This window comes from Nocardioides baekrokdamisoli (genome assembly GCF_003945325.1).
GTDB classification, from domain to species: Bacteria; Actinomycetota; Actinomycetes; order Propionibacteriales; family Nocardioidaceae; genus Nocardioides; species Nocardioides baekrokdamisoli.
Window position 1 is genome coordinate 1,138,954 of sequence record NZ_AP019307.1, and the last position, 20,931, is coordinate 1,159,884.

Here is a 20,931-nt window from a genome sequence, read left to right on the forward strand (position 1 = left end):
CCCACTCATGCATCTGACGCTCATCCAGCCTGCCGGCAACCGGCTGCCTGATGCTGTCCTGAAGCGGCTCGCGGGCCATCGGTGCAGCGTGATCACCGAGCCGCATCACGAGCAGCAGTACCCGGCTGACATCCGGTGCATCACGGTGTGGAGCCTCCACGACATCGCGGCAGTGACGGAGGCGTACGAACGGATCCTGCGCACCGGCCCGGTCGATGCCATCGTCGCGCTGTTCGAGATCGGTCAACCGGCCGCCGGCCACCTCCGGTCGCGCTACGGCCTACCCGGCACCTCGTACGACGTCGCGAACCGGTTCAGCAACAAGCTCCTCACCAAGCGGGCGTACGCATCCGCGGGACTGCCGACCGCCCACGCCCACCTTGCGCCGAGCCCGGAGGACGTCGCCACCGTCGCCGAAGGCATGGGCTGGCCGGTGATCGTGAAGCCGACGCTCGGCGGTGGGGCAGTCCAGGTCTTCGAAGTCGCCGGACCGGACGACCTGGCCCGCCGCTTGTCGACCTCGGGCCCGCTCGGCCTCAAGTCGGTCGACGTCCCGCTGATCGTGGAGCCATTCCTCACGGTGCTGGACGAGTTCCACTGCGACAGCGTTGTCATCGACGGCACCGTGGTCTTCTCGGCCGCCTCCCAGTACCTCGCCCCGTTGCTGAACTGCCCGGTCGCACAGAACGGCTCGTTCCTCCTTCCGGACTCCTCCGAACTCGCGGCCCAGATCGGGCGACTCAATGAAGCTGCAGTCGCGGCGCTCGGCCTTCGTGACGGCGTCACGCACATCGAGTTGTTCCGTACGCCCGACGGCCTGGTCCTCGGAGAGGCCGCATGCAGACCTGCCGGCGGCGGCATCCCCGATGCCATCCGGCTCGCGTACGGCGTGGACCTGTGGGACCTGATGATGCGGCTGACCCTCGGCGAGAGCGTGGAGGTCTCCGCGACCACACCGGAGTCGGTCGGGGTCAACTACCACCTGCCGGTGCAGCCCGGAAGGATCAAGGCGCTCAGCTCCGCCTCAGACCTCGCCGCTCTCCCGGGCGTGATGGAAGTCGACATGCACCACCGTGTCGGCGATCGCATCCCCGACACGGTCAACTCCAGCTACACGACCGGCGTCGTCCACCTCGCCGTGCCCGATGTCGCGTCAGTCCCGTCGGCGATCACCGAGGTCCTGGATCACTACGTCCTGGACGTACGTCCGCGACCGTGGGTGAGTCGATCGCTTCGGCGGTTGGCCCATCGGTTGCTGCATCTGCTCCCCCGACCACGGCGTACGCCACTCCTCGAACCGGCGATCCTCGGCCCGGGCACGCCGGACGGACCGATCTCAGCGTCCGCGTCCTGACCGCCTGCGATCGGGCGAGAGTCGCAGCGTCATCAACGTCGTCGCGAGCATGTCGTAGTGACCGATGAGCAGGACCACCTCGAGCGCCCCGCGCTCGTCGTACGCTCCGCGCAGCCGCTCCCAGGTCGCATCCGACAGGTCCTTGGTGGTGACGAGTTCCTCCGCAGTCTGCATCAGGAGTTGCTCGGCCTCCGACCATCGGTCAGCACCCGACCCCTCGCGCACGCGTACGAGATCCTCGGCGCTGACCCCCGCACGCCTGCCCAGCAACGAGTGGTGCTCGAACTCGTACGCGCAGTCGCGGAGCGCCGCCACCCGCAGGATCACCAACTCGGTCTGGCGACGAGGCAACGTGCCGCCCGGCATCAGCTTGCCGGCGAAGTGCAACCAGCCCCAGAACAACCCTCGACCGCGTCCCAGCGTGGTGAAGATCGCCGGAGGTTCGGTGTCCGTCACCCGTCCCGCGATCCGGGAAAAAGTCCAGATCGGCAGGCCGAGTTCGCGTACGCCACCGGGCGCGATCCGCGGGGCGTTCACTCCTCCACCCGAACCGCGCGCTTGACGGCCGGCAGGGCGAGATTCGCGGCGCGATTGAGGATCGTCATCGCCAGGACGTAGCCCGGCGGGAAGTACCGCTGCAACAGGTGCGCGAGCCGGATGTCGGTCGAGGTGTAGACCCAGAAGCGGTTCTTCTTCATCCCCCGCAGGATCGACGCGGCCGCCCGGTCCGGGCTGACGGCGTGCTTCCGGAAGCCCTCCCGCAGCTTGAGGAACCGCGGGCTCGCCTTGTCCACCCCGGCGATCTCGATCGTGCGCACCAGCCCGGTGTCCACCCCGCCCGGGCAGACCAGACTGACCCCGATCCGGTGCCGGGCGAGGTCGAAGCGAAGCACCTCCGAGACTCCGCGGAGCCCGAACTTCGAAGCCGAGTACGCCGCGTGCCAGGGCATCCCGATGATCCCCGCGGCGGAGGACACGTTGACGATCTGACCGCCGCGACGGGCTTCGATCATCGGAGGCACGAAGTATTCGAGGACGGCGATCGGGCCCATCAGATTGACGTCCACGATCCGCCGCCACGTGCTGTGCGGCATTGCCGAGATCGTCCCCCACGACGAGATGCCGGCAACGTTCATCACCACGTCCATCGACCCGACCTCGGCGGTCAACCGTTCGGCCCAGGCGCGTACGACCACGTGGTCGCTGAGATCCAGAGCCGTAGCGTCCACCACGTCATGACCCGCAGCCATCAACTCGGCAGCGAAACGGCCCAGCTCGACGGCGTTGATGTCGGTCAGGACGAGGCGTGCGCCCTCAGCCGCGCTCCGACTCGCCACAGCGCGACCGATGCCGCTGGCAGCTCCCGTCACCAGGACCAGCGCACCATCCACGGACTTCACCGGAGGTCTCATACCGAGAGACTAAAGGCGATCGACGGCCATCCGTCTCCTCCACGTCGCCTCACCGTCACCTGGGACCGATTGGCTCCGTGCGCCCCCTGCCAGTTGCGGCAGCTCGTACGAGGAGAAACCCCGTGAAGCGTCCCACCCGCGCAACCCTCGCCGCCGCAGCTGTTGCGGCCGCAGCCACGGTCGTGGTCGTCCCGATCGTGGCCAGCGCCACCACCGATCCCTCGGCCGTCTGCGCCCCGCAGACGGCGTACCTGACCCACACCCAGCAGATGGTGCAGCAGAGCACCGCCGTCCTCGTGGCGGCGGAGTCCCTGCCTGGCGCGACTCCGTTCCAACGCACCCACAAGGCAGCGCTCATCACGGCCGCCAAGGCCGGGCTGGCCGCCTGGTCTGCCCAGAACACCAAGGCGCAGGCGGCGCTGATCGCGTGCGAGGTCGCGGCCAAGCCGGCTGTCACCACCACCGCCACCGTGACGGCCAACACCACCACGACCGCGACGGCCACGGCGACCGCGACGACCACCACGACGGCGACGGTCACGGCCGCACCGACCTTCGGGCCGATGACACTCGCCGTGGTCGGCGACACCGCGTGCATGCCCGACGACCTCACCAACTCCGGCATCTCGACCGGCAAGTGCGACGGATTCAGCATCGGCGACAACGAGGCGGCGCCGCCGAGCGGATCACCGACCCCGAGCCCCGCACCGAACACCGCCACCGGCATGGCCGGCGCGTACGCGACGGTCGACCAGATCGAGGGATGGAAGCCCGCCGCCGTCGCCCTTCTTGGCGACGAGCAGTACCAGACCGCCAAGCTGTCCGACTTCCAGGAGTCGTACGACAAGGACTACGGCGCCCTCAAGTGGCTCACCCGCCCGGCCCCGGGCAACCACGAGTACTACGGCAACAACGCCAAGTGGGGCGGCGAGGCGCCGCAGGACGGTCTCGGCTACTTCTCCTACTTCAACGGCATGGACGCGAACGGCAACCCGCGCGCCTGGGGTCAGGCCGGCGACTACAACCAGGGGTGGTACTCCTACAACCTCGGCAACTGGCACGTGATCTCGCTCAACGTCGAGTGCGGCGCGAAGACCTTCGGCGGTACGGGCGCTGCAGCCACGGCGTCGTCGACCACCTGCGACCCGACCGTTGCCGGCAGCGTCGCCAAGGCCGAGACCGACTGGCTGACCTCGGACCTGGCCTCCGACACCGCCACGTGCACCATCGCGTACTGGCACCAGCCGACCTTCTCGGCGAGCGGTTCGACGTCGGTCGAGGGCACCAAGCTCGGCGGTGCCTGGTGGAACCTGTTGTACGCCCACGGCCACGCGATCGTGCTGAACGGCCACGAGCACCTGTACGCACGGTTCGCGCCGATGAATGCCTCGGGCGCCGCTGACTCCAAGGGCATCCCGGAGTTCATCGTCGGTACCGGCGGCGAGGCTCTCGACAAGCTGCCCGCCACCCCGGCTGCCAACCAGGTCACCGCGCAGGCCAAGGCCTTCGGCGCCCTGAAGATGACGCTGAACGACAACGGCACGTACGCCTGGTCCTACCAGCCGTCGTCGGTCCCGGTCGACGACGCGAACGCCGCGACCGACATGGCCTTCTCGGACTCGGGCACGGCCACCTGCTGATCCGGCGAAGCGCGCCCGGTGGTTTCAGGACCGCCGGGCGCGCTTCGGTGTTTGAATGACCGCATGCTTCGCCGGTTGCTCCTCCCGCTCGCCCTCCTTGCCTCGGCGTTGGCCGTCGTCCAGCCGCAGGCTGAGGCGTCGACGACGCCTGTCGGGACGACGTTGAGCGTGAGCAGCCTCCCGCCGACACTCTGGGTCCCCGGGACCCGCCAGGGGTGGCGGATCACGTACACGAGCACCGATGCCTTCGGTCACGTCGTCCCGGTCACCGGTGAAGTGATGATTCCGAACGGCACGCCGCCACGCGGCGGCTGGCCGGTGATCTCCTGGGCGCACGGCACCTCCGGCCTCGCCGACGCCTGTGCCCCCTCACGCGTCGGTCCGGCCGACAAGGCTCGCGACTTTGCGTACCTCAAATCCTGGATGAGCCAGGGGTACGCAGTGGTCGCGACCGACTACGCCGGCCTCGGTACGCCGGGCGTCCCCGCGTACCTGCACGGGCTGAGCGAGTCCCACAACATCGTCGACATCGTGAAGGCAGCGCGTACGTTCGCCAACGCCGGGCCCGCGTGGCGTCAGTTGGCACGCAAGTACGTGATCATCGGCCAGTCACAGGGCGGTGGAGCGGCGATCTACGCGGCGCGGTACGCCACCCAGTTGGGCGGCAGTGCACTCGACTATCGCGGCGCCGTCGGCACCGGTACGCCGGCGAACATCGAGAAGACGATGCTCATCCTCGGCCCGCACATCCCGCCGGTGGCCGCGTTACCTGCCGGGATCACGTCCTACATCGGCTACATCCTCGCCAGCCTGCGGCACGTGCACCCCGAGCTCGGCATCGACTCGATCCTCACCGCCGAAGGCAAGAAGTACCTCGCGCTGGCCGAGCAGCAGTGCGTCACGCAGTACGAGACGACTGTCGGCGCGACCAACCTCGGTGACTGGTTCACCGCGCCGACGCTGAGCCTGCCGAACTTCGCAGACGTCGTCTCGAAGTACATGGCCATGCCGACGAGCGGATACGACAAGCCATTCTTCATGGCCAACGGCCTCATCGACACCGACGTCCCGATGGCCATCACGCTGGCGTACGTCCTCCAGTTGGTCCTCAACCACCAGCCGGTCACGTTCCACACGTACCCGACCGACCACAACGGGACGATGGCGGCGTCGCTGCCCGACAGCGAGCCTTTCGTACGCACTCTGCTCCGATGATTCAGGCCCGGGGCTTCACCACGCCGAAGTTGTAGTACCGCGAGAACCCGCCGTGGTGGGTCCTGACCAGGACCTTCACGCTCAGGTTCTTGCCCACGCAGGACCAACCGATGCCGTAGTAGTGGTGGTCGTAGTGGTAGACGGTGCCGACCTTCCACGCATACGTCACCGTCATCCCGTCGGACACGACCGGCGCGTCCACAGCCACGACCGAATGGACCTGCGGCATCCCGTGCTGCCGGCCCCAGACGATCATGCCGTCGCAGGTCACGATGAACGTGGGGGTCATTGTGATGAAGCATCCGGTCGGCGGCCGGGTGTCGGCTCCGGCCGACGCCTGCCCCACGGCGAACGGGACGGCGATCATCGCGGAAACCCCCACGAGCGCGCGCCTGAAATGCATCGGCCACCTCCCCAGCGTGATCGGAACCCGATCACCGTAAGTCGGCTGGCCGCGGGCCTGCAGTCGAACGTCTGGCGACCCCCTGAAAGGGGGACTCTTGCCTAATCCCGTTCTGAGGCGATGAACGTTCTTGCGCCGACCGCCAAGGCGAGCGCAGCCACGACGAGCGCCGCCGACGGATCAGCCCAGGCCCATCCGTACGCCTTCGTGAGCGCGAGCCCGACCAGCGTGATGACGGCCATTCCGGCTCCCACGAGGGTGATGTGGCCGTCCACCTTCAGCGCCGCGCTGGGGACGGTGACGGCCAGGCGATACTTCGCCACCGCGAAGAGCGGCAGGACCAGGACCGATGCGATCGGGATCGCCAGGCTCAGGACCGAGCCGTGAGCAGCCTCCCCAGAAGCCAGGCTGAGACTCGCGGCCACCGCGATCCCCACCGCGACCAGGCACAGGGCCGCCGCCGCCACGCGCTCCGCGATGTGCTCGGCCTTCACGCCGATCGGGTGTCCGTTGATCTCGGCGCGGAAGCGCCAGACCAGGACGATCGAGGCAGCCATGTCGGCCAGCACGTCCGCGGAGGTGCCGACCAACGCGGTGCTGGCGGCCGAGACACCGACCACGACGCCGACGACGCCGCTGACCAACGTCCACGCGATCGCTGCGTATGAGAGGTTGAGCGCCTGCTTCACAGCGGATTGCGTCATGGGCCGAGGCTACCGATCCTCGCCACCCACCTGCAGATCCACATTCCAGAACAGGTCGACCGGGCTGATGCCGATGGCCGCGGCGACGCGTACGTACTTGCTGATCCCGGAATCGGTCTCGCCACGCTCCATGCGAGCCAACTGGGTGACCGCCAGACCGGACCGACCGGCGACTGCCTCCTGGGTCAGATTTCGGCGTACGCGCTCGGCGCGCAGGTTCGCACCCAACGCAGCAAGAAGCGGTCCAAACTCCCCAGTCATGACTCGATGAGCCTGCCAACCAGAACCGTACCAATCCAGCCCTAATACGGGTTGTCTTTACTCATATTTGTGTAGTCTCAGGTTTTGCTCAAATTTGAGCACCAACCCATGGGAGGGACCACTACACATGTCCGACGCACCTCAGCCGCCTCAGGCACCGCAGACGATCATCATCAAGCAGAAGAGTCACTTCTTCCGGAACTGCTTGTTCGTGCTCCTCGCCGGAGTTGCGGCCATCGTCGTCATCGTCGTGGTGATTGTCAGCGGCGCAAAGAAGGCGATTGACACGGCCAACAACACGTCCCACAAGGTGGAGTACATCGCAGGCGGAACGGCTGGCAGCGCGAGTCTGACCTTCACGACCGACGGCTCGACCTCAACCTCCCAGTTGCAGGATCAGAAGCTGCCGTGGAACAAGGCGCTCAACATCAAGGGAGACCTGCTTGCCGTGTACCAGTTGATGGTCCAGAACACGAACATGAACAGCGGCAACTCGGCGACCGTGACATGCGAGATCAAGGTCGACGGCAAGAGCGTCATCAAGAACCAGAGCTCCGGCGTCGGAGCGATCGCAAGCTGCGACTACACCAAGTAGGCACCACGAAGGGGGCCGTGCCGCTACTGCGGCACGGCCCCCTTCGTGTTCTACTCGAATCGGGTGACGTCCCCGGCACCGACCCGCAGCACCTCCGGCTCGCCCTCGCTGAAGTCCACCACCGTTGTCGGCACAGCCGGGCACTCGCCCGCCTCGACCACGGCATCGACGAGGTGGTCGAGCTCCTCCTTGATGTCCCAGCCCATCGAACGTGGCTCGGTCTCGCCCGGGAGGATCAGGGTCGAAGCCATCAGCGGCTCACCCATCGCCTCGACCAGGGCGTGCACGATCGCGTGATCGGGGATGCGTACGCCGACGGTCTTCTTCTTGGGGTGCATCAGGCGGCGCGGGACTTCCTTGGTCGCCTCGAGGATGAAGGTGTACGGACCGGGTGTCACACCCTTCACCGCACGGAACACGCTGTTGTCGACGTGGACGAACGTGCCGAGTTGGCTGAAGTCCTTGCAGAGGAGCGTGAAGTGGTGCTTGTCGTCGAGGCCGCGGATCGTGAGGATCCGGTCCTTGCCGTCGTGGTTGTCGAGCCGCGACACCAGCGCGTACCCGGAGTCAGTGGGCAGCGCGATCAGTTGATCGTCCTTGAGCAGCTCGACCAACTGGTCGATGACGCGCGGCTGAGGGTTGTCCGGGTGGACGTCGATGTAGCGGGCCATCAGAAGGTGTGTCCGGCCGCAGCAGCCTTCATGTCGCGGCGCAGCTCCGCCGGCAACGAGAAGATCAGCGACTCCTCCGCCGACTGGACCGCTCGCGCATCGGGATAGCCATGAGCGGCCAGGTGTGCCAACACCCCCTCGACCAGCTTCTCCGGGACGGACGCCCCCGACGTCACCGACACGGTGCGTACGCCCTCCAACCAGGCGTCCTGGATCTCGTCGGCCGCATCGATCCGGTGCGCGGCAGCGGCTCCGGCCTCGAGCGCGACCTCGACGAGACGGACCGAGTTGGACGAATTGGCGGACCCCACCACGATCACCAGATCGGTGCCCGACGAGATCTCCTTGACCGCCAACTGACGGTTCTGGGTGGCGTAGCAAATGTCATCGCTGGGCGGGTCCATGAGTTCCGGGAAGCGCTCGCGGATCGCCGCGACGGTGGCGAGGGTTTCGTCCACGGACAGCGTGGTCTGGGAGAGCCAGACCACCCGGGCCGGGTCGCGTACGACGATGTTGGCGACGTCCTCGGGTCCCTGCACGAGCTGGGTGTGCTCGGGCGCCTCGCCCATCGTCCCTTCGACCTCTTCGTGGCCCGCATGTCCGATCAGCAGGATGTCGAAGTCCTCGCCGGCGAACCGCTTCGCCTCGTGGTGGACCTTCGTGACCAGGGGGCAGGTCGCATCGATGGTCTTGAGATCACGCTCGACCGCCGCCGCGTGCACTGCCGGGCTCACGCCATGGGCTGAGAAGACCACGGTCGCGCCGGCGGGCACCTCGTCGAGTTCGTCCACGAAGATCGCGCCGCGGGCACGCAGGTCGCCAACCACGGTCTTGTTGTGCACGATCTCCTTGCGGACGTACACCGGCGCACCGTAGAGGTCGAGCGCCTTCTCCACCGTCACGACGGCGCGATCGACACCGGCGCAGTACCCGCGTGGCGAGGCGAGCAGCACCTGCTTCTCGTCATCGCTGAAGACTCGGGGCATCGCCAGATCAGTCATGCCCCTCAGTCTACGAGGGCCGTACGCGCCCTCAGGCGAGCTCGGTGACGCGCAGGTCGTCGAACTTCCGGAAGTCTCGATCGAACGTCACCACCGTGGCGCCGTAATCCATGGCTACCGCCGCGAGGTACGCGTCGGAAATGTCCGGCCCTGTCCGCCGAGCCTGGGTGGTGGCCGTCTCGCAGCGCATCAACGTGTCCGGTCCGGGTACGTGCTTGAGGCACTGCGGATGAGCCGACATGGCGCGTACGAAAGCCCACGCCTGGGCGAGGTCTGGGGCCTCGTCGTACAGCCGTCGATTGGTCACCACCCGCAGGAAGCCCGTCCACGCAACATCGGGAACCGTGAACGGTTCACCCTTCCTGACCGACTCGTCCCACCAGGCACGGGCGCGCGCGTGCTCGGGGCCGTCCTCGTGGAACAGGGCGACCAGGACGTTCACATCCGGGATGTTCACAGCACTCCGGTGGAGCGAAGGTGCTCGGTGTCCTCGTCGTCAAGGAACTCCTTGAGTGCCCGTGGCGACTCGACCACGGCACGTGCGCCCGGGCGGTAGGCACTACGGAAGACCGGGAGGAGCGGTGGAGCCTCATCCACGATCTCGGCAGACAGATACGCCTGCAGCGACGTCTCGACCAACTGTCCCAGGGTGCAGTTCTTCTGCTGCGCCCGATGTTTGGCGGTTGCAAGCAGACCGTCATCGATCGCGAGCGTCGTTCTCATCTGATGACGTTAGCATCAGGTCTGGAGCATCATCTGCATCAAAGTAAGGTGCACCCATGGCTCTGGAGACGACGTTGGAGGCTCCGGCCCCCGTACGCCGAATCGCAATGTTGCTCGACGAATACGTCAACCGCCTCGGGGTGATCTGGGTCGAAGGCCAGATCGCCCAGATCAACCGGCGGCCCGGCATGCAGACGGTCTTCATGACGCTGCGCGACACAGTCGCCGATGTGTCGATCTCGCTCACCTGTCCCCGGGTGATCTTCGACAGCCTCAATCCCCCATTGGTCGACGGCGCATCCGTGGTCGTCCAGGCCAAGACCTCCTACTACGCCAACCGAGGCACCCTTTCGCTGGCAGTACGCGACATCCGCACGGTCGGGCTCGGCGATCTGCTCGCCCAACTCGAACGTCGTCGCCAACTCCTTGCCGCCGAGGGTCTGTTCGCTCGCGAACTCAAGCGACCGCTCCCCTTCCTCCCCACCGTCGTCGGACTGGTCACGTCCCCCAACTCCGCCGCCGAGCGCGACGTCCTGGATAACGCCCGCCGCCGCTGGCCACAGGTCCGGTTCGAGGTCGCGTACGCGGCGATGCAGGGACCGCGAAGCGCCACCGAGGTCATCGAGGCACTGGGCAGACTCGAACGCAACCCCGAGGTCGACGTCATCGTGATCGCCCGCGGCGGAGGATCCGTCGAGGATCTGTTGCCGTTCAGTGACGAGGCGCTGATCCGTGCGGTTGCCGGAGTGCGTACGCCGGTGGTCAGCGCCATCGGCCACGAACCGGATTCGCCGCTCCTGGACCTGGTGGCGGACGTACGCGCCTCCACACCGACCGACGCCGGCAAGTTGGTGGTGCCGGACGTCGGCGAGGAGCTACAACGCATCGCCCAGGCGCGGTCACGACTCACAAATGGCGTCGAATCGCTCATTGAACGCGAACAACTCCGGCTCGACACCCTCCGGAGCCGACCGGTCCTGGCCGACCCGATGAGCCTGATCGCCGGGCAGGCGACCGAGATCCAGTCGCTTCGGGATCGGGCGCGCCGACGGCTCGAGCACGGCATCGATCGCGCCGGCGACGACATCCATCACTCCCGGGCGCGAGTTCGGGCACTGTCACCGCTCGAGACGCTGCGGCGCGGGTACGCGGTGGTGCAGGATGAGGCAGGCCACGTCGTGGCTTCCGTCAACGAGATCGCCGCCGGGTCACGGTTCGCGATCCGGGTGGCCGATGGCCACATTGCCGCCACCGCCGACGCGGTCCGGAAGATCGAGGAGCTCACCGATGCCGACTGACAAGCGCCCCACCGACGCGGTGCCGAGCTACGAGGCAGCCCGTGCCGAACTGGTCGAGGTCGTCCAGCAACTGGAGGCAGGCGGCGTCACCCTGGAGGAATCCCTGGCGCTCTGGGAACGCGGGGAGGCACTCGCGAAGATCTGCCAGGAGTGGCTCGACGGGGCCCGCGAGAAACTCGCCGCAGCCCGTGGCGACGACTAACCCTTGAGTTTCGCCCTGGTCAACGACGCGACGAACTGATCCAGCGCCGCCTGACTGGTGGCGTGGGCGACGATCGTCATCCGGCCCGTCCCGGCGAGGGTCCTGGTGACCTCGCCGGAACCCACCACGGCCGAGATCAGCGTCCTGGCCGGAGCCTGCTCCTCGATCAGACCGGCGAACTGGCTGCAGTCGGAGTTGTGCGTACCGATCCGCCAGCGGGGCTGGCCGTTGACCGCGTCGTTGTCCCAGGCGGCGTTGGTGACCATCCATCCGGCCGGCAACGACCCGGGGTAGTCCAGCAGTACGCCCGCCCCCTGGGCCTGGGTGAGCGTGGTCTGCCAATCCGGGACCGCCGAACACGCGGCGTTCGACACGGTGCTGTGGTTGACGTTCTGCAGGACGGCACATCCGCCGACCGCGACGACGAGGACCACCAGCGAACCGATCAAGCCGTTGAACGTACGCGGGTAACGCCTCGCGCCGACCATCCCGGGCTGGACGCTGGTCGGTTCCTGATCACTCACGGTCCCGATTCTCCCGTACGCCGCCGGCCCGGCTGACGGTGAGGTCGTGAGCGACACGAAATTCCGCGTTTGCGACCCTAATATCGCCAGACGTCCGCATGTGCGGAAGGATGCCTAGTGTGCCCGCCTACCGGATCAGCGAAGCCGCCGAACTTCTCGGCGTCAGCGACGACACTGTCCGACGCTGGATCGACTCCGGGAGGCTGCCGACTGTCGGCGGTGACGGCCCCACCGAGGTCCCCGGCGCGGCGCTCGCCGCCTTCGCCCTGGAGCTGGCCGAGCTGCCCGATGGCGAGCGGCGTACGCACTCCAGCGCTCGCAACCAGCTCCGCGGACTCGTCACCCGCGTCGTCATCGACACCGTGATGGCCCAGGTAGAGCTCGTCTGCGGTCCGTACCGGGTGGTCTCGCTGATGAGCGCCGAAGCCGCCACCGAACTCGGCCTCCAACCCGGAGTGACGGCCATCGCCAGCATCAAGTCCACCAACGTCGTCATCGAGACACCATGAAAAGGACCCTCGTGAAGAAGATCGCCCTGTCCCTCGCCCTCGCGGCCGCCGCCGGTTCGACGTTGACGGCCTGTGGTTCGTCCTCCTCTGCCGGCGAGAAGACCCTGACGGTCTTCGCGGCCTCCTCACTCAAGGGGACCTTCACCTCGCTGGCCGCGACCTTCGAGGCCTCGCACCCGGGCGTCAAGGTCGTCTTCGACTTCGACGGCTCCGCGGCGCTCGTCACGCAAATCAAGGCTGGTGCGCCCGCCGATGTGTTCGCCAGCGCCGCCACCAAGAACATGACCGCGCTCGGCGCCACGGCAGTGTCGCCGAAGGACTTCGCCACCAACGTCCTCGAGATCGCCGCCCCGAGCGGCAACCCGGCCCACGTGACCGACCTCTCGGACCTGGCGCGCTCGGGTCTCAAGCTCGTCGTCTGTGACCCCGCCGTCCCGTGCGGAGCAGCGGCGGCCACCCTCGCGACGAAGAACCACCTCACCCTCTCCCCGGTCAGCAAGGAGCAGTCGGTGGCCGGGGTGCTGTCCAAGGTCGAGACCGGACAGGCCGACGCCGGCCTGGTCTACGTGACCGATGTGAAGAGCGCCGGGAGCAAGGTCGTCGGGATCGCCATACCGAAGGCCGACAATGTGACGAGCACGTACCCGATCGCCGTCCTCAGCAGCGCAGCTCAGACCACGCTGGCCCAGCAGTGGGTGGCCTTCGTCCTGAGCAGCGAGGGTCAGAAGGTGCTGCATGATGCAGGGTTCGGCGCTGCCTGAGCCGCGAAGGTCCGGTCTTCCGCGCTGGCTGTGGCTCCCCGCGGCCGTCGGTGCGGCGTTCATCGCGGTCCCGGTCGGGGCGATGGTCGAGCAGGTCGACTGGCGTCATTTCGGCTCGCTGATCTCGACGGAGTCGAGTCGTGACGCACTGCGGTTGAGCCTGGAGACATCGGCCATGAGCACGCTGCTCTGCGTCGTGATCGGCACACCGATGGCGCTCGTCCTGGCGCGCACCCGGTTCCCCGGCCAGCGCGTGGTGCGGGCAGTCGTCCTGCTCCCGCTGGTGCTGCCGCCGGTCGTCGGCGGCCTCGCGCTCCTGGAGGCCTTCGGCCGTCGGGGGTTGCTGGGGCACACCATGGACGTGCTCGGGATCGACATCGCCTTCAGCACCACCGCGGTGGTGATCGCCCAGACGTTCGTGGCGCTGCCGTTCCTGGTGATCAGTCTGGAGGGGGCTTTGCGTACCTTCGGGACCCGCTACGACGACGTCGCGGCCACGCTGGGAGCTGCACCGACGACCGTGATGCGGCGGGTCACGCTGCCGCTGGTAGGCCCAGCGATGACCGCCGGGATCGTTCTGTGTTTCGCCCGCGCCCTGGGTGAGTTCGGCGCCACGATCACCTTTGCCGGGTCTCTCCAGGGACGTACGGCGACGATCCCGGTGCAGATCTACCTCTCCTTCATCGACGACTCGCCGCAGGCGACCGCGCTGGGGGTGGTCCTCATCGGCGTCGCGGTGGTGGTCATCGCCGTGGCTGGACGCAGGATCACCGGCGGCACGCCATGACGTTGGACGTACGTGCCATCGTTCCGGACCGCGGTCTGGACATCGCCTTCACTGTCGGCGACGGCGAAACCGTCGCCCTGATGGGACCGAACGGGGCAGGTAAGTCGACCGTGCTCTCGATCATCGCCGGCCTCATCCGCCCGACGTCGAGCCACGTCCACATCGACGATCGCAACCTCGACCGCGAACCGCCCCACCGCCGCGGGGTCGCGCTGCTGTCCCAGGACCCCTTGCTGTTCCCGCACCTGAGCGCGGCCGACAACGTCGCATTCGCGCCTCGGGCGGCCGGGAACCGACGACGTACGGCACGAAGGATCGGCGCCGACCACCTCGACCGGCTCGGGATGAGTGCGTACGCCTCCCGGCGACCGCGTGAACTGTCGGGAGGTCAGGCCCAACGCGTCGCCATCGCCCGGGCGCTCGCGGCCGATCCCCGCGTTGTTCTCCTCGATGAACCATTCGCTGCGATCGACGCGGAGAGCCGCCCGCACCTGCGCCACGACCTTCGCAAGGTACTGGCCGGCCGGACAGCGATCGTGGTCACCCACGACGTACTCGACGCACTCGCCCTGGCCACCCGGGTGATCGTGCTCGAGGCTGGTCGGATCGTGGAGGACGGACCGACTGCCGAGGTGCTGGGTCGCCCGCGGTCTGCCTTCGCGGCCGGCCTCGCCGGCTTCAACATCGTCCCGGGGACCTGGACCGGGACGTCCGTGGCCACCGCCGCCGGCGAGCTCTACGGAACGCCGACCGAAGACCTGACTCCGGACTCACCGGCAGTGGTGCTGACGCGGCCCGGCGCGGTGTCGGTCTTCCTCGAGCCGGCGCACGGATCGATGCGCAACCACCTCACCGGACCGATCCGGGTGCTGGAGCCCCTGGGCGACCGCGTTCGGGTCCGGATCGATGCATCCGGGATCCCGTACGCCGCCGACATCACGCCTGCGGCGGCCGCTGAACTCGCCCTTCGCGTGGGTGCCGTCGTCACCTTGTCGGTGAAGGCCACCGAAACCATGGTCCTGGCCGAGGCCACTCCACGCGCGTCGGCCCCGACGACCGGGCTCTGACGGATACGCACCGGTAACATTCGCCCCATGTCGTCGCTTCTGCCTGAGCCGCTCACCGTCGCCCCGACCGCGCCGGACCGCAACCTCGCCCTCGAGCTGGTACGCGTCACCGAGGCCGCCGCGATGGCGGCAGCCCCGTGGGTGGGTCGTGGTGACAAGAACGGTGCCGACGGCCGTGCCGTCAACGCGATGCGGGTGATGGTCTCCACCGTCTCGATGAACGGCGTCGTGGTGATCGGTGAGGGCGAGAAGGACGAAGCCCCGATGCTCTTCAACGGCGAGCACGTCGGTGACGGCACCGGCCCCGAGGTCGACGTCGCGGTCGACCCGATCGACGGCACCACGTTGTGCGCCAAGGGCATGAACAACGCCATCGCCGTCCTCGCGGTCGCGCCGCGCGGCTCGATGTACGACCCGAGCGCCGTCTTCTACATGGAGAAGCTCGTGACCGGCCCCGAGGCCGCCGACGTCGTCGACATCCGGATGCCGGTCGCCGACAACATCAACGCCGTCGCCAAGGCGAAGGGCATGCGCCCCAGCGAAGTGACCGTGACCCTGCTCGACCGACCGCGTCACGCCCAGATCGCTGAGGACGTACGCGCTGCCGGCGCGCGGATCCGGTTCATCTCCGACGGCGACGTCGCCGGGGCGCTGCACGCCGCGCGCTCGGGCAGTGGTGTCGATCTGCTGCTCGGCATCGGCGGTACGCCGGAAGGCATCATCGCCGCCGTCGCGATGAAGGCCATGGGCGGCACCATCCAGGGCCGACTGTGGCCCCAGAACGACGAGGAGCGCCAGCGCGCACTCGACGCCGGCCACAACCTGGACAGCGACTTCGTGCTGCACACCAACGACCTGGTCAAGGGCGACGACTGCTTCTTCGTCGCCACCGGCATCACCGACGGTGACCTGATGAAGGGTGTGCACTACGAGCACGGCATCTGCATCACCGACTCGCTCGTCATGCGTGGCCGCAGCGGAACGATCCGCAAGGTCACCAGCGAGCACCAGTTGGCCAAGCTGCAGGCGTACTCCGCGATCGACTTCGGCCGCTGACCGTGGGCGTCGCGGTCTCCGAGGAGCAGTTCGCCGAGGTCGGCGACCTGTCGCTCTGCTACCAGACCTTCGGGGATCCTGCCGACGAGCCGCTGCTGCTGATCATGGGACTCGGCGGCCCGATGACCTGGTGGGACCCGGAGTTCTGCACGATGCTCGCGGAGCGCGGCTTCTTCGTGATCAGGTTCGACAACCGTGACATCGGGCGGTCGACCCGGCTGTCCGGCCGGGTGAGCCTGGGCATGCTGGTCCAGGCCTTCCTCGGCCTACCCGTCAGGGCGCCGTACTCGCTCAAGGACATGGCCGCCGACGCGGTCGGTCTTCTCGACGCGCTCGGGATTGAGGCCGCTCACGTCACCGGCGTCTCGATGGGCGGCATGATTGCCCAGACAATCGCGATCGAGTTCGGTGACCGCGTACGCAGCCTGACCTCGATCATGTCGACCACCGGCAACCGGCTCGTCGGCTGGCAGCACCCGAAAATCTTCCCGACGCTGCTCCAGCCGGCCCGGGGGCGCGAGGAGTACCTCAAGGCCTCGGAGAGCGTCCTGAGCCGGATCGCGTCGACCGACTATCCGATGGCCCCGGACTACAACCGCAATCGCGCCGAGGTCACCTGGGAACGCGGTGTCAACCCGGCCGGCGTCGGTCGTCAGATGCTGGCGATCATCACCCAGCCCGACCGCACGACCGCGCTGGGATCACTCACGATGCCGGTCTCAGTGATCCACGGCCTGTCCGACGTGATGGTCAACGTCTCGGGTGGACGCGCCACGTCTCGGGCGATCCCCGGTTCGGAACTCCTGCTCATCAAGGGCATGGGCCACGACATCCCGCGGCCGCTGTGGCCCACGTTCGTGTCGGTGATCCGCCGGACGGCCTCGCGGGCAACCGCGACCGAGTCCGCCGCCTGAACCGGCCCCGCCGGCTTCCTGCGCCAGGACCCCCTCCCGAATCTTCCGAACGTTCGGAAGGTACCGACGCCGTCCGTCCGAACGTTCGGAAGATGGGGGCACCACTCGTCCGAACGTTCGGAAGATGGAGACACCACGTTCGGAAGATGGAGACACCACCCGTCAGTCCGGGTCCTCCACGAGCACATGGGCGGCGGCGAGCCCGGCGTCGTGGCTCAGACTCAGATGCACGCGCCCGGCACCGACCGCCGCAGCAACAGCACCGGTCAATACAAAGATCGGCGCACCGCCGGAGGTGACCTCCGCCTCGTGCCACGACAGACCGGCCGGTACGCCCAACGCCTTCGCGAGAGCCTCCTTCGCCGCGAACCGTGCCGCCAATGAGGCGAGCGGAAGATCCCGTTCCGCCGGGGTGAAGGCCCGTTCGAGCAGTGCAGGCGTACGCGACAGTGCCGCCTCGAACCGCGCGACATCGACGAGATCGACGCCGATCCCCCGGATCACGACCAACCGCCGATCGAGCTCGCCGAGATCACTCGACGGTGACCGACTTCGCGAGGTTGCGCGGCATGTCCACGTCGTGGCCCATGGCGGTGGCCAACTCGCACGCGAACAGCTGCAACGGCACCGTCGCGACCAGGGGCTGCAGGAGCACCGGGACCTTCGGCAAGGTGATCAAGGTGTCCGCGTACGGCTTGATCAGCTCGTCGTCCTCTTCGGCCAGGCAGATCGTCCGGGCGCCACGGGCGCGTACCTCCTGGATGCCGGAGATCATCTTCTCGTGGAGCTGATCGCGACCGCGTGGCGGAATCACACAGAAGATCGGCAGACCCTCCTCGACCAGGGCGATCGGGCCGTGCTTCAACTCCCCCGCGGCGAAACCTTCGGCGTGGATGTACGCGAGTTCCTTGAGCTTGAGCGCCCCCTCCAGCGCGACCGGGTAGCCGGCGTGACGACCGAGGAACAGCACTGACTTCGTGGACACATAGTCCCGCGCCAAGGCATAGACGGACTCAGCATCCGCGAGGACCGATTCGATCGCAGCGGGGATGCCGTCGAGTTGGTCGAGGATCCGTGCGATCTCGTCGTCGAACTTCACCCCGCGCACCTGCGCCAGATACAGCCCCAGCAGGTAACAGGCCACCAACTGGGTCAGGAAGCCCTTCGTGGAGGCCACACCGATCTCCGGGCCTGCATGCGTGTAGATGACTGCGTCGGACTCGCGCGGGATGGTCGAGCCGTTGGTGTTGCAGATCGCCAGCACCTTGGACTTCTGCACCCGCGCGTGCCGGATCGCCTGCAGGGTGTCAGCGGTCTCCCCGGACTGGGAGATCGCCACGACGAGCGTCCCGTTGTCGAGGATCGGATCGCGATAACGGAACTCCGAGGACAGCTCGACCTCGACCGGGATCCGGCACCAGTGCTCGATGGCGTACTTGGCCACCATGCCGGCGTAGAACGAGGTGCCACACGCGATGATGATGATCTTGTCGATGTCGCGTACGTCCTCGTCGGACAGACGCATCTCGTCCAGCGCGAGTTGCCCGTTGAGGCCGCGACGGCCGAGCAGCGCGTCGGCCACGGCCTTCGGCTGCTCGAAGATCTCCTTGCGCATGAACCAGTCGTAACCGTCCTTCTGGGCGGCCGACAGGTCCCAGGTGACCAGGAACGGTTTCCCCTCGGCGGGGTTCCCGTCCAGGTCGGTCACCGTGACGGAGCCGGCGCGGATCGCGACGACCTGGTCCTGCTCGAGTTCGAGCGCATTGCGGGTGAACTCGATGAATGCGGCCACGTCGGAGCCGAGGAAGTTCTCGCCCTCACCCAGGCCGACGACGAGCGGACTGTTGCGGCGGGTGGCGGCGATGGTGTCCGGCTGGAGCGCGTCCATGGCGAGCAGGGTGAAGGACCCGACCAGGCGCTTGGCGACCGTACGCAGGGCGTCCTCGACCGACCGTCCGGCCTCGACCTCGAGCTCGACGAGATGTGCGGCGATCTCGGTGTCGGTGTCGGAGGAGAAGTTGTGCCCGCGGTCCTCGAGCTGAGCGCGGAGCTCGGCGAAGTTCTCGATGATGCCGTTGTGCACCACCGCAACGCGACCGTTGCGCCCCACGTGCGGGTGCGCGTTGCGGTCCGTCGGTCCGCCATGGGTGGCCCAGCGGGTGTGACCCATGGCGATCGTCGAGGCCGGAAGCGGCTGCTCGGAGAGCAGCTTCTCGAGGTTCGCGAGCTTGCCGGCCTTCTTCTGCACCCGCAACACGTCGCCAGCAACCAACGCGATCCCGGCGGAGTCGTACCCGCGGTACTCCATCCGGCGCAGACCCTCGACCACGACACCTTCGGCGGAACGGTTTCCGACGTAGCCAATGATTCCGCACATGCGGGCAATGCTACTGGCACCGTTGCGGCGCTCCTGGTCGTCAAACCTGACGTACGCCTCTACGCTGCCGAGTGTCGGCGGCAGATCGCCGTCCCCGGTCAATTGCTGCATTTGGAGCCGTCGTGCGAGGACGCCGTACCGCCCTGACCATCGCTGCCACCGCGACGCTCCTCAGCGGCCTGCTGACTGGGTGCGGGAGCACTCAGCACACATCGCATCCGACGACGACACCATCCACCCCATCGGACGAGTCGCAGGTCGCCGCCGCCTTGCGGCTCGCCGCAGAGTACGACTACCCGGCGGCGGCTCGTCTTCTCAAAGGCGACCCTTCGGTCGCGGCGCACAACGCCCTCAAGGCAATTTCTCTCGCGCAGAAGCGCGCTCGGCCATGGCCGACTCCACTGGAGGTCTCGCACCTCTTCTACCACTCGCTGATCGTCGACCCGGCCCGCGCATTTGCGAAGAACCAGCCCCAGCGTGTGGGCTACGCGCAGTACATGGTGACGCTGAGCGAGTTCCGGGCCCAGCTGCAGCAGATCTACCGGCACGGGTACGTGCTGGTGCACCCGCAGCGACTGGTCGCCAAGGACGCCGCCGGCACCATGCGGCCAGCCACGCTGATGCTCCCTCCAGGCCGGAAGCCACTGGTCCTGTCGATCGACGACGTGAACTACTACACCTACATGGACGGAGCCGGCTTCGCGTCGAACCTCACCGTGAGCGGGGGCCAGGTGACCAACACCTACGTCGACGCCCAGGGGGTCACACACCTGGGCGCGTACGACGTGCCGACCGTGATCGATGAGTTCGTGCGACAGCACCCCGACTTCTCCTACCGCGGGGACAAGGGCAGCATCGCGGAGACCGGCTACAACGGCGTCCTGGGCTATCGCAGCTCGATTCGGGAGTACGGGGACACACCGCACACGCGTGAGCAGGCTGCGCAGGCGAAGGCGGTCGCAACGGCACTCAAGGCCGAGGGATGGCATTTCGCCAGCCACAGTTGGGGCCACATCAGCTTCACCACCAGCTCGATGGCGCAGATCCAGTTGGACACCAAACTCTGGGACGCGGAAGTACGCCCCTTGGTCGGCCGGACGGACGAGTTCGTCTATCCGTTCGGCGCGGACATCAGCGGGATGGCGACGTACTCCTCGGCCAATCCCAAGTTCCACCTCCTCCACGACGTCGAGGGGTACGACTACTTCTTCCCGATCGATGCGACGAAGGCCTCGTGGTCGCAACTCACCCCGAATTCCTGGCGCCAGGCGCGGATCAACATCGACGGCATCTCGATGCAGCGAGAGCTGTCAGGCATGAAAACGGCGCTGGAGAACTTCTTCATCACCCGCAGCACCATCGATCCGCTGCGGCCCCTCCCGACGCCCACGGGGCAGACCGCCCAGCACTGATCCGACGGATCCTGGCTCCATCGGACGCCCCGCGATGCGCGCAGG

Annotated in this window: 25 protein-coding genes; 13 read left to right on the plus strand and 12 right to left on the minus strand. The window is 67.5% G+C overall.

The features are described from left to right. Positions 1-7: 7 nt before the first annotated feature. The gene (locus KCTC_RS05455; protein WP_125567488.1) at positions 8-1,354 is read left to right on the plus strand and encodes a hypothetical protein; all 1,347 of its coding nucleotides are present in this window, start codon (positions 8-10) and stop codon (positions 1,352-1,354) included. Here the strand turns inward: KCTC_RS05455 and KCTC_RS05460 are convergent. Together KCTC_RS05460 and KCTC_RS05465 are read right to left on the minus strand one after the other, a co-directional pair. After that, positions 1,337-1,891, minus strand: coding sequence for a carboxymuconolactone decarboxylase family protein (locus tag KCTC_RS05460; protein WP_125567490.1), 555 nt, complete (start codon positions 1,889-1,891; stop codon positions 1,337-1,339). The genes KCTC_RS05455 and KCTC_RS05460 overlap by 18 nt on opposite strands. After that, the gene (locus KCTC_RS05465; RefSeq protein ID WP_125567492.1) at positions 1,888-2,766 is read right to left on the minus strand and encodes an SDR family oxidoreductase; all 879 of its coding nucleotides are present in this window, start codon (positions 2,764-2,766) and stop codon (positions 1,888-1,890) included. Before KCTC_RS05465 ends, KCTC_RS05460 begins: the two co-directional genes overlap by 4 nt. Before the next feature lie 122 nt (positions 2,767-2,888). On the opposite strand from KCTC_RS05465, the gene KCTC_RS05470 reads away from it, so the two are divergent. Next, a complete protein-coding gene (locus KCTC_RS05470; protein WP_125567494.1) occupies positions 2,889-4,406 on the plus strand; it encodes a metallophosphoesterase family protein in 1,518 nt (505 codons plus the stop codon). A gap of 63 nt (positions 4,407-4,469) precedes the next feature. Further along, positions 4,470-5,621, plus strand: coding sequence for an alpha/beta hydrolase (locus KCTC_RS05475; RefSeq protein WP_125567496.1), 1,152 nt, complete (start codon positions 4,470-4,472; stop codon positions 5,619-5,621). A 1-nt stretch (position 5,622) separates the two neighbouring features. On the opposite strand, the gene KCTC_RS05480 is transcribed toward KCTC_RS05475, so the two are convergent. The 3 genes from KCTC_RS05480 to KCTC_RS05490 form a co-directional block, all read right to left on the minus strand. After that, on the minus strand, positions 5,623-5,988 hold the full coding sequence (locus tag KCTC_RS05480) for a hypothetical protein (RefSeq protein WP_125567498.1): 366 nt from the start codon (positions 5,986-5,988) through the stop codon (positions 5,623-5,625). A 137-nt stretch (positions 5,989-6,125) separates the two neighbouring features. After that, positions 6,126-6,728, minus strand: a complete 603-nt coding sequence (locus KCTC_RS05485; RefSeq protein ID WP_125567500.1) for a cation transporter — start codon at positions 6,726-6,728, stop codon at positions 6,126-6,128. Positions 6,729-6,737: 9 nt separating this feature from the next. Further along, complete coding sequence (locus KCTC_RS05490; RefSeq protein ID WP_125567501.1) at positions 6,738-6,989, minus strand: helix-turn-helix domain-containing protein; 252 nt, start codon at positions 6,987-6,989, stop codon at positions 6,738-6,740. Positions 6,990-7,116: 127 nt separating this feature from the next. On the opposite strand from KCTC_RS05490, the gene KCTC_RS05495 reads away from it, so the two are divergent. Next, the gene (locus KCTC_RS05495; protein ID WP_125567503.1) at positions 7,117-7,584 is read left to right on the plus strand and encodes an MmpS family transport accessory protein; all 468 of its coding nucleotides are present in this window, start codon (positions 7,117-7,119) and stop codon (positions 7,582-7,584) included. Positions 7,585-7,634: 50 nt separating this feature from the next. Here KCTC_RS05495 and KCTC_RS05500 read toward each other — a convergent pair whose 3' ends face one another. The 4 genes from KCTC_RS05500 to KCTC_RS05515 are packed head-to-tail and all read right to left on the minus strand — an operon-like array spanning position 7,635 to position 9,979. Beyond that, positions 7,635-8,255 carry an L-threonylcarbamoyladenylate synthase gene (locus KCTC_RS05500; RefSeq protein ID WP_125567504.1) on the minus strand — a complete coding sequence of 207 codons (621 nt, stop codon included), beginning with the start codon at positions 8,253-8,255 and terminating at the stop codon, positions 7,635-7,637. Next, complete coding sequence (locus KCTC_RS05505; protein WP_125567507.1) at positions 8,255-9,256, minus strand: 4-hydroxy-3-methylbut-2-enyl diphosphate reductase; 1,002 nt, start codon at positions 9,254-9,256, stop codon at positions 8,255-8,257. Before KCTC_RS05505 ends, KCTC_RS05500 begins: the two co-directional genes overlap by 1 nt. A 31-nt stretch (positions 9,257-9,287) precedes the next feature. Continuing rightward, complete coding sequence (locus KCTC_RS05510; RefSeq protein WP_164512488.1) at positions 9,288-9,698, minus strand: TA system VapC family ribonuclease toxin; 411 nt, start codon at positions 9,696-9,698, stop codon at positions 9,288-9,290. An 11-nt stretch (positions 9,699-9,709) separates the two neighbouring features. Next, positions 9,710-9,979 carry an antitoxin gene (locus tag KCTC_RS05515; RefSeq protein WP_125567510.1) on the minus strand — a complete coding sequence of 90 codons (270 nt, stop codon included), beginning with the start codon at positions 9,977-9,979 and terminating at the stop codon, positions 9,710-9,712. 56 nt (positions 9,980-10,035) lie between these two features. Between KCTC_RS05515 and xseA the strand changes: the two genes are divergently transcribed. Beyond that, positions 10,036-11,277: an exodeoxyribonuclease VII large subunit gene (gene xseA / locus KCTC_RS05520; protein ID WP_125567512.1), complete on the plus strand. Its 1,242-nt coding sequence runs from the start codon at positions 10,036-10,038 to the stop codon at positions 11,275-11,277. Beyond that, a complete protein-coding gene (locus KCTC_RS05525; protein ID WP_125567514.1) occupies positions 11,267-11,479 on the plus strand; it encodes an exodeoxyribonuclease VII small subunit in 213 nt (70 codons plus the stop codon). The genes xseA and KCTC_RS05525 overlap by 11 nt, the downstream gene beginning before the upstream one ends. Here KCTC_RS05525 and KCTC_RS05530 read toward each other — a convergent pair. Beyond that, the gene (locus KCTC_RS05530; protein ID WP_125567516.1) at positions 11,476-12,003 is read right to left on the minus strand and encodes a DUF4245 family protein; all 528 of its coding nucleotides are present in this window, start codon (positions 12,001-12,003) and stop codon (positions 11,476-11,478) included. The genes KCTC_RS05525 and KCTC_RS05530 overlap by 4 nt on opposite strands. A gap of 110 nt (positions 12,004-12,113) precedes the next feature. Here KCTC_RS05530 and KCTC_RS05535 point away from each other — a divergent pair, with 110 nt between their 5' ends. Genes KCTC_RS05535 through KCTC_RS05560 form a run of 6 tightly spaced genes read left to right on the plus strand, consistent with a single transcriptional unit; the run spans position 12,114 to position 17,097 of the window. Further along, on the plus strand, positions 12,114-12,512 hold the full coding sequence (locus KCTC_RS05535) for a TOBE domain-containing protein (RefSeq protein WP_125567518.1): 399 nt from the start codon (positions 12,114-12,116) through the stop codon (positions 12,510-12,512). Then, positions 12,509-13,273 (plus strand): molybdate ABC transporter substrate-binding protein, encoded by a 765-nt coding sequence (gene modA / locus KCTC_RS05540; RefSeq protein ID WP_125567520.1) that lies wholly within the window; start codon positions 12,509-12,511, stop codon positions 13,271-13,273. The genes KCTC_RS05535 and modA overlap by 4 nt, the downstream gene beginning before the upstream one ends. Next, entirely contained in the window at positions 13,248-14,060 is an 813-nt protein-coding gene (locus KCTC_RS05545; RefSeq protein ID WP_231998850.1) for an ABC transporter permease, read from the plus strand. Before modA ends, KCTC_RS05545 begins: the two co-directional genes overlap by 26 nt. Then, entirely contained in the window at positions 14,057-15,127 is a 1,071-nt protein-coding gene (locus KCTC_RS05550) for an ABC transporter ATP-binding protein (RefSeq protein WP_125567522.1), read from the plus strand. Before KCTC_RS05545 ends, KCTC_RS05550 begins: the two co-directional genes overlap by 4 nt. A 27-nt stretch (positions 15,128-15,154) precedes the next feature. Continuing rightward, positions 15,155-16,183, plus strand: a complete 1,029-nt coding sequence (gene glpX / locus KCTC_RS05555; RefSeq protein WP_125567524.1) for a class II fructose-bisphosphatase — start codon at positions 15,155-15,157, stop codon at positions 16,181-16,183. 2 nt (positions 16,184-16,185) lie between these two features. After that, on the plus strand, positions 16,186-17,097 hold the full coding sequence (locus KCTC_RS05560; RefSeq protein WP_197715261.1) for an alpha/beta fold hydrolase: 912 nt from the start codon (positions 16,186-16,188) through the stop codon (positions 17,095-17,097). Between the two features lie 162 nt (positions 17,098-17,259). Here the strand turns inward: KCTC_RS05560 and KCTC_RS05565 are convergent, their stop codons facing one another. Next, positions 17,260-17,601 carry a holo-ACP synthase gene (locus KCTC_RS05565; protein ID WP_125567526.1) on the minus strand — a complete coding sequence of 114 codons (342 nt, stop codon included), beginning with the start codon at positions 17,599-17,601 and terminating at the stop codon, positions 17,260-17,262. Positions 17,602-17,629: 28 nt separating this feature from the next. Further along, positions 17,630-19,474, minus strand: a complete 1,845-nt coding sequence (gene glmS / locus KCTC_RS05570) for a glutamine--fructose-6-phosphate transaminase (isomerizing) (RefSeq protein WP_125567528.1) — start codon at positions 19,472-19,474, stop codon at positions 17,630-17,632. A 122-nt stretch (positions 19,475-19,596) separates the two neighbouring features. On the opposite strand from glmS, the gene KCTC_RS05575 reads away from it, so the two are divergent. Beyond that, positions 19,597-20,886 (plus strand): polysaccharide deacetylase, encoded by a 1,290-nt coding sequence (locus KCTC_RS05575; protein WP_125567530.1) that lies wholly within the window; start codon positions 19,597-19,599, stop codon positions 20,884-20,886. The last annotated feature ends 45 nt before the right edge of the window (positions 20,887-20,931 follow it).

Coding starts and splice junctions, on each gene's coding strand:
- KCTC_RS05500 (WP_125567504.1), bottom strand. CDS start 8,255: ATGGCCCGCTACATCGACGTCCACCCGGACAACCCTCAGCCGCGCGTC.
- xseA (WP_125567512.1), top strand. CDS start 10,036: ATGGCTCTGGAGACGACGTTGGAGGCTCCGGCCCCCGTACGCCGAATC.
- KCTC_RS05465 (WP_125567492.1), bottom strand. CDS start 2,766: ATGAGACCTCCGGTGAAGTCCGTGGATGGTGCGCTGGTCCTGGTGACG.
- KCTC_RS05515 (WP_125567510.1), bottom strand. CDS start 9,979: ATGAGAACGACGCTCGCGATCGATGACGGTCTGCTTGCAACCGCCAAA.
- KCTC_RS05490 (WP_125567501.1), bottom strand. CDS start 6,989: ATGACTGGGGAGTTTGGACCGCTTCTTGCTGCGTTGGGTGCGAACCTG.
- KCTC_RS05495 (WP_125567503.1), top strand. CDS start 7,117: ATGTCCGACGCACCTCAGCCGCCTCAGGCACCGCAGACGATCATCATC.
- KCTC_RS05505 (WP_125567507.1), bottom strand. CDS start 9,256: ATGACTGATCTGGCGATGCCCCGAGTCTTCAGCGATGACGAGAAGCAG.
- KCTC_RS05545 (WP_231998850.1), top strand. CDS start 13,248: ATGATGCAGGGTTCGGCGCTGCCTGAGCCGCGAAGGTCCGGTCTTCCG.
- KCTC_RS05475 (WP_125567496.1), top strand. CDS start 4,470: ATGCTTCGCCGGTTGCTCCTCCCGCTCGCCCTCCTTGCCTCGGCGTTG.
- KCTC_RS05485 (WP_125567500.1), bottom strand. CDS start 6,728: ATGACGCAATCCGCTGTGAAGCAGGCGCTCAACCTCTCATACGCAGCG.
- KCTC_RS05535 (WP_125567518.1), top strand. CDS start 12,114: ATGCCTAGTGTGCCCGCCTACCGGATCAGCGAAGCCGCCGAACTTCTC.
- KCTC_RS05480 (WP_125567498.1), bottom strand. CDS start 5,988: ATGATCGCCGTCCCGTTCGCCGTGGGGCAGGCGTCGGCCGGAGCCGAC.
- KCTC_RS05550 (WP_125567522.1), top strand. CDS start 14,057: ATGACGTTGGACGTACGTGCCATCGTTCCGGACCGCGGTCTGGACATC.
- glmS (WP_125567528.1), bottom strand. CDS start 19,474: ATGTGCGGAATCATTGGCTACGTCGGAAACCGTTCCGCCGAAGGTGTC.
- glpX (WP_125567524.1), top strand. CDS start 15,155: ATGTCGTCGCTTCTGCCTGAGCCGCTCACCGTCGCCCCGACCGCGCCG.
- modA (WP_125567520.1), top strand. CDS start 12,509: ATGAAAAGGACCCTCGTGAAGAAGATCGCCCTGTCCCTCGCCCTCGCG.
- KCTC_RS05455 (WP_125567488.1), top strand. CDS start 8: ATGCATCTGACGCTCATCCAGCCTGCCGGCAACCGGCTGCCTGATGCT.
- KCTC_RS05525 (WP_125567514.1), top strand. CDS start 11,267: ATGCCGACTGACAAGCGCCCCACCGACGCGGTGCCGAGCTACGAGGCA.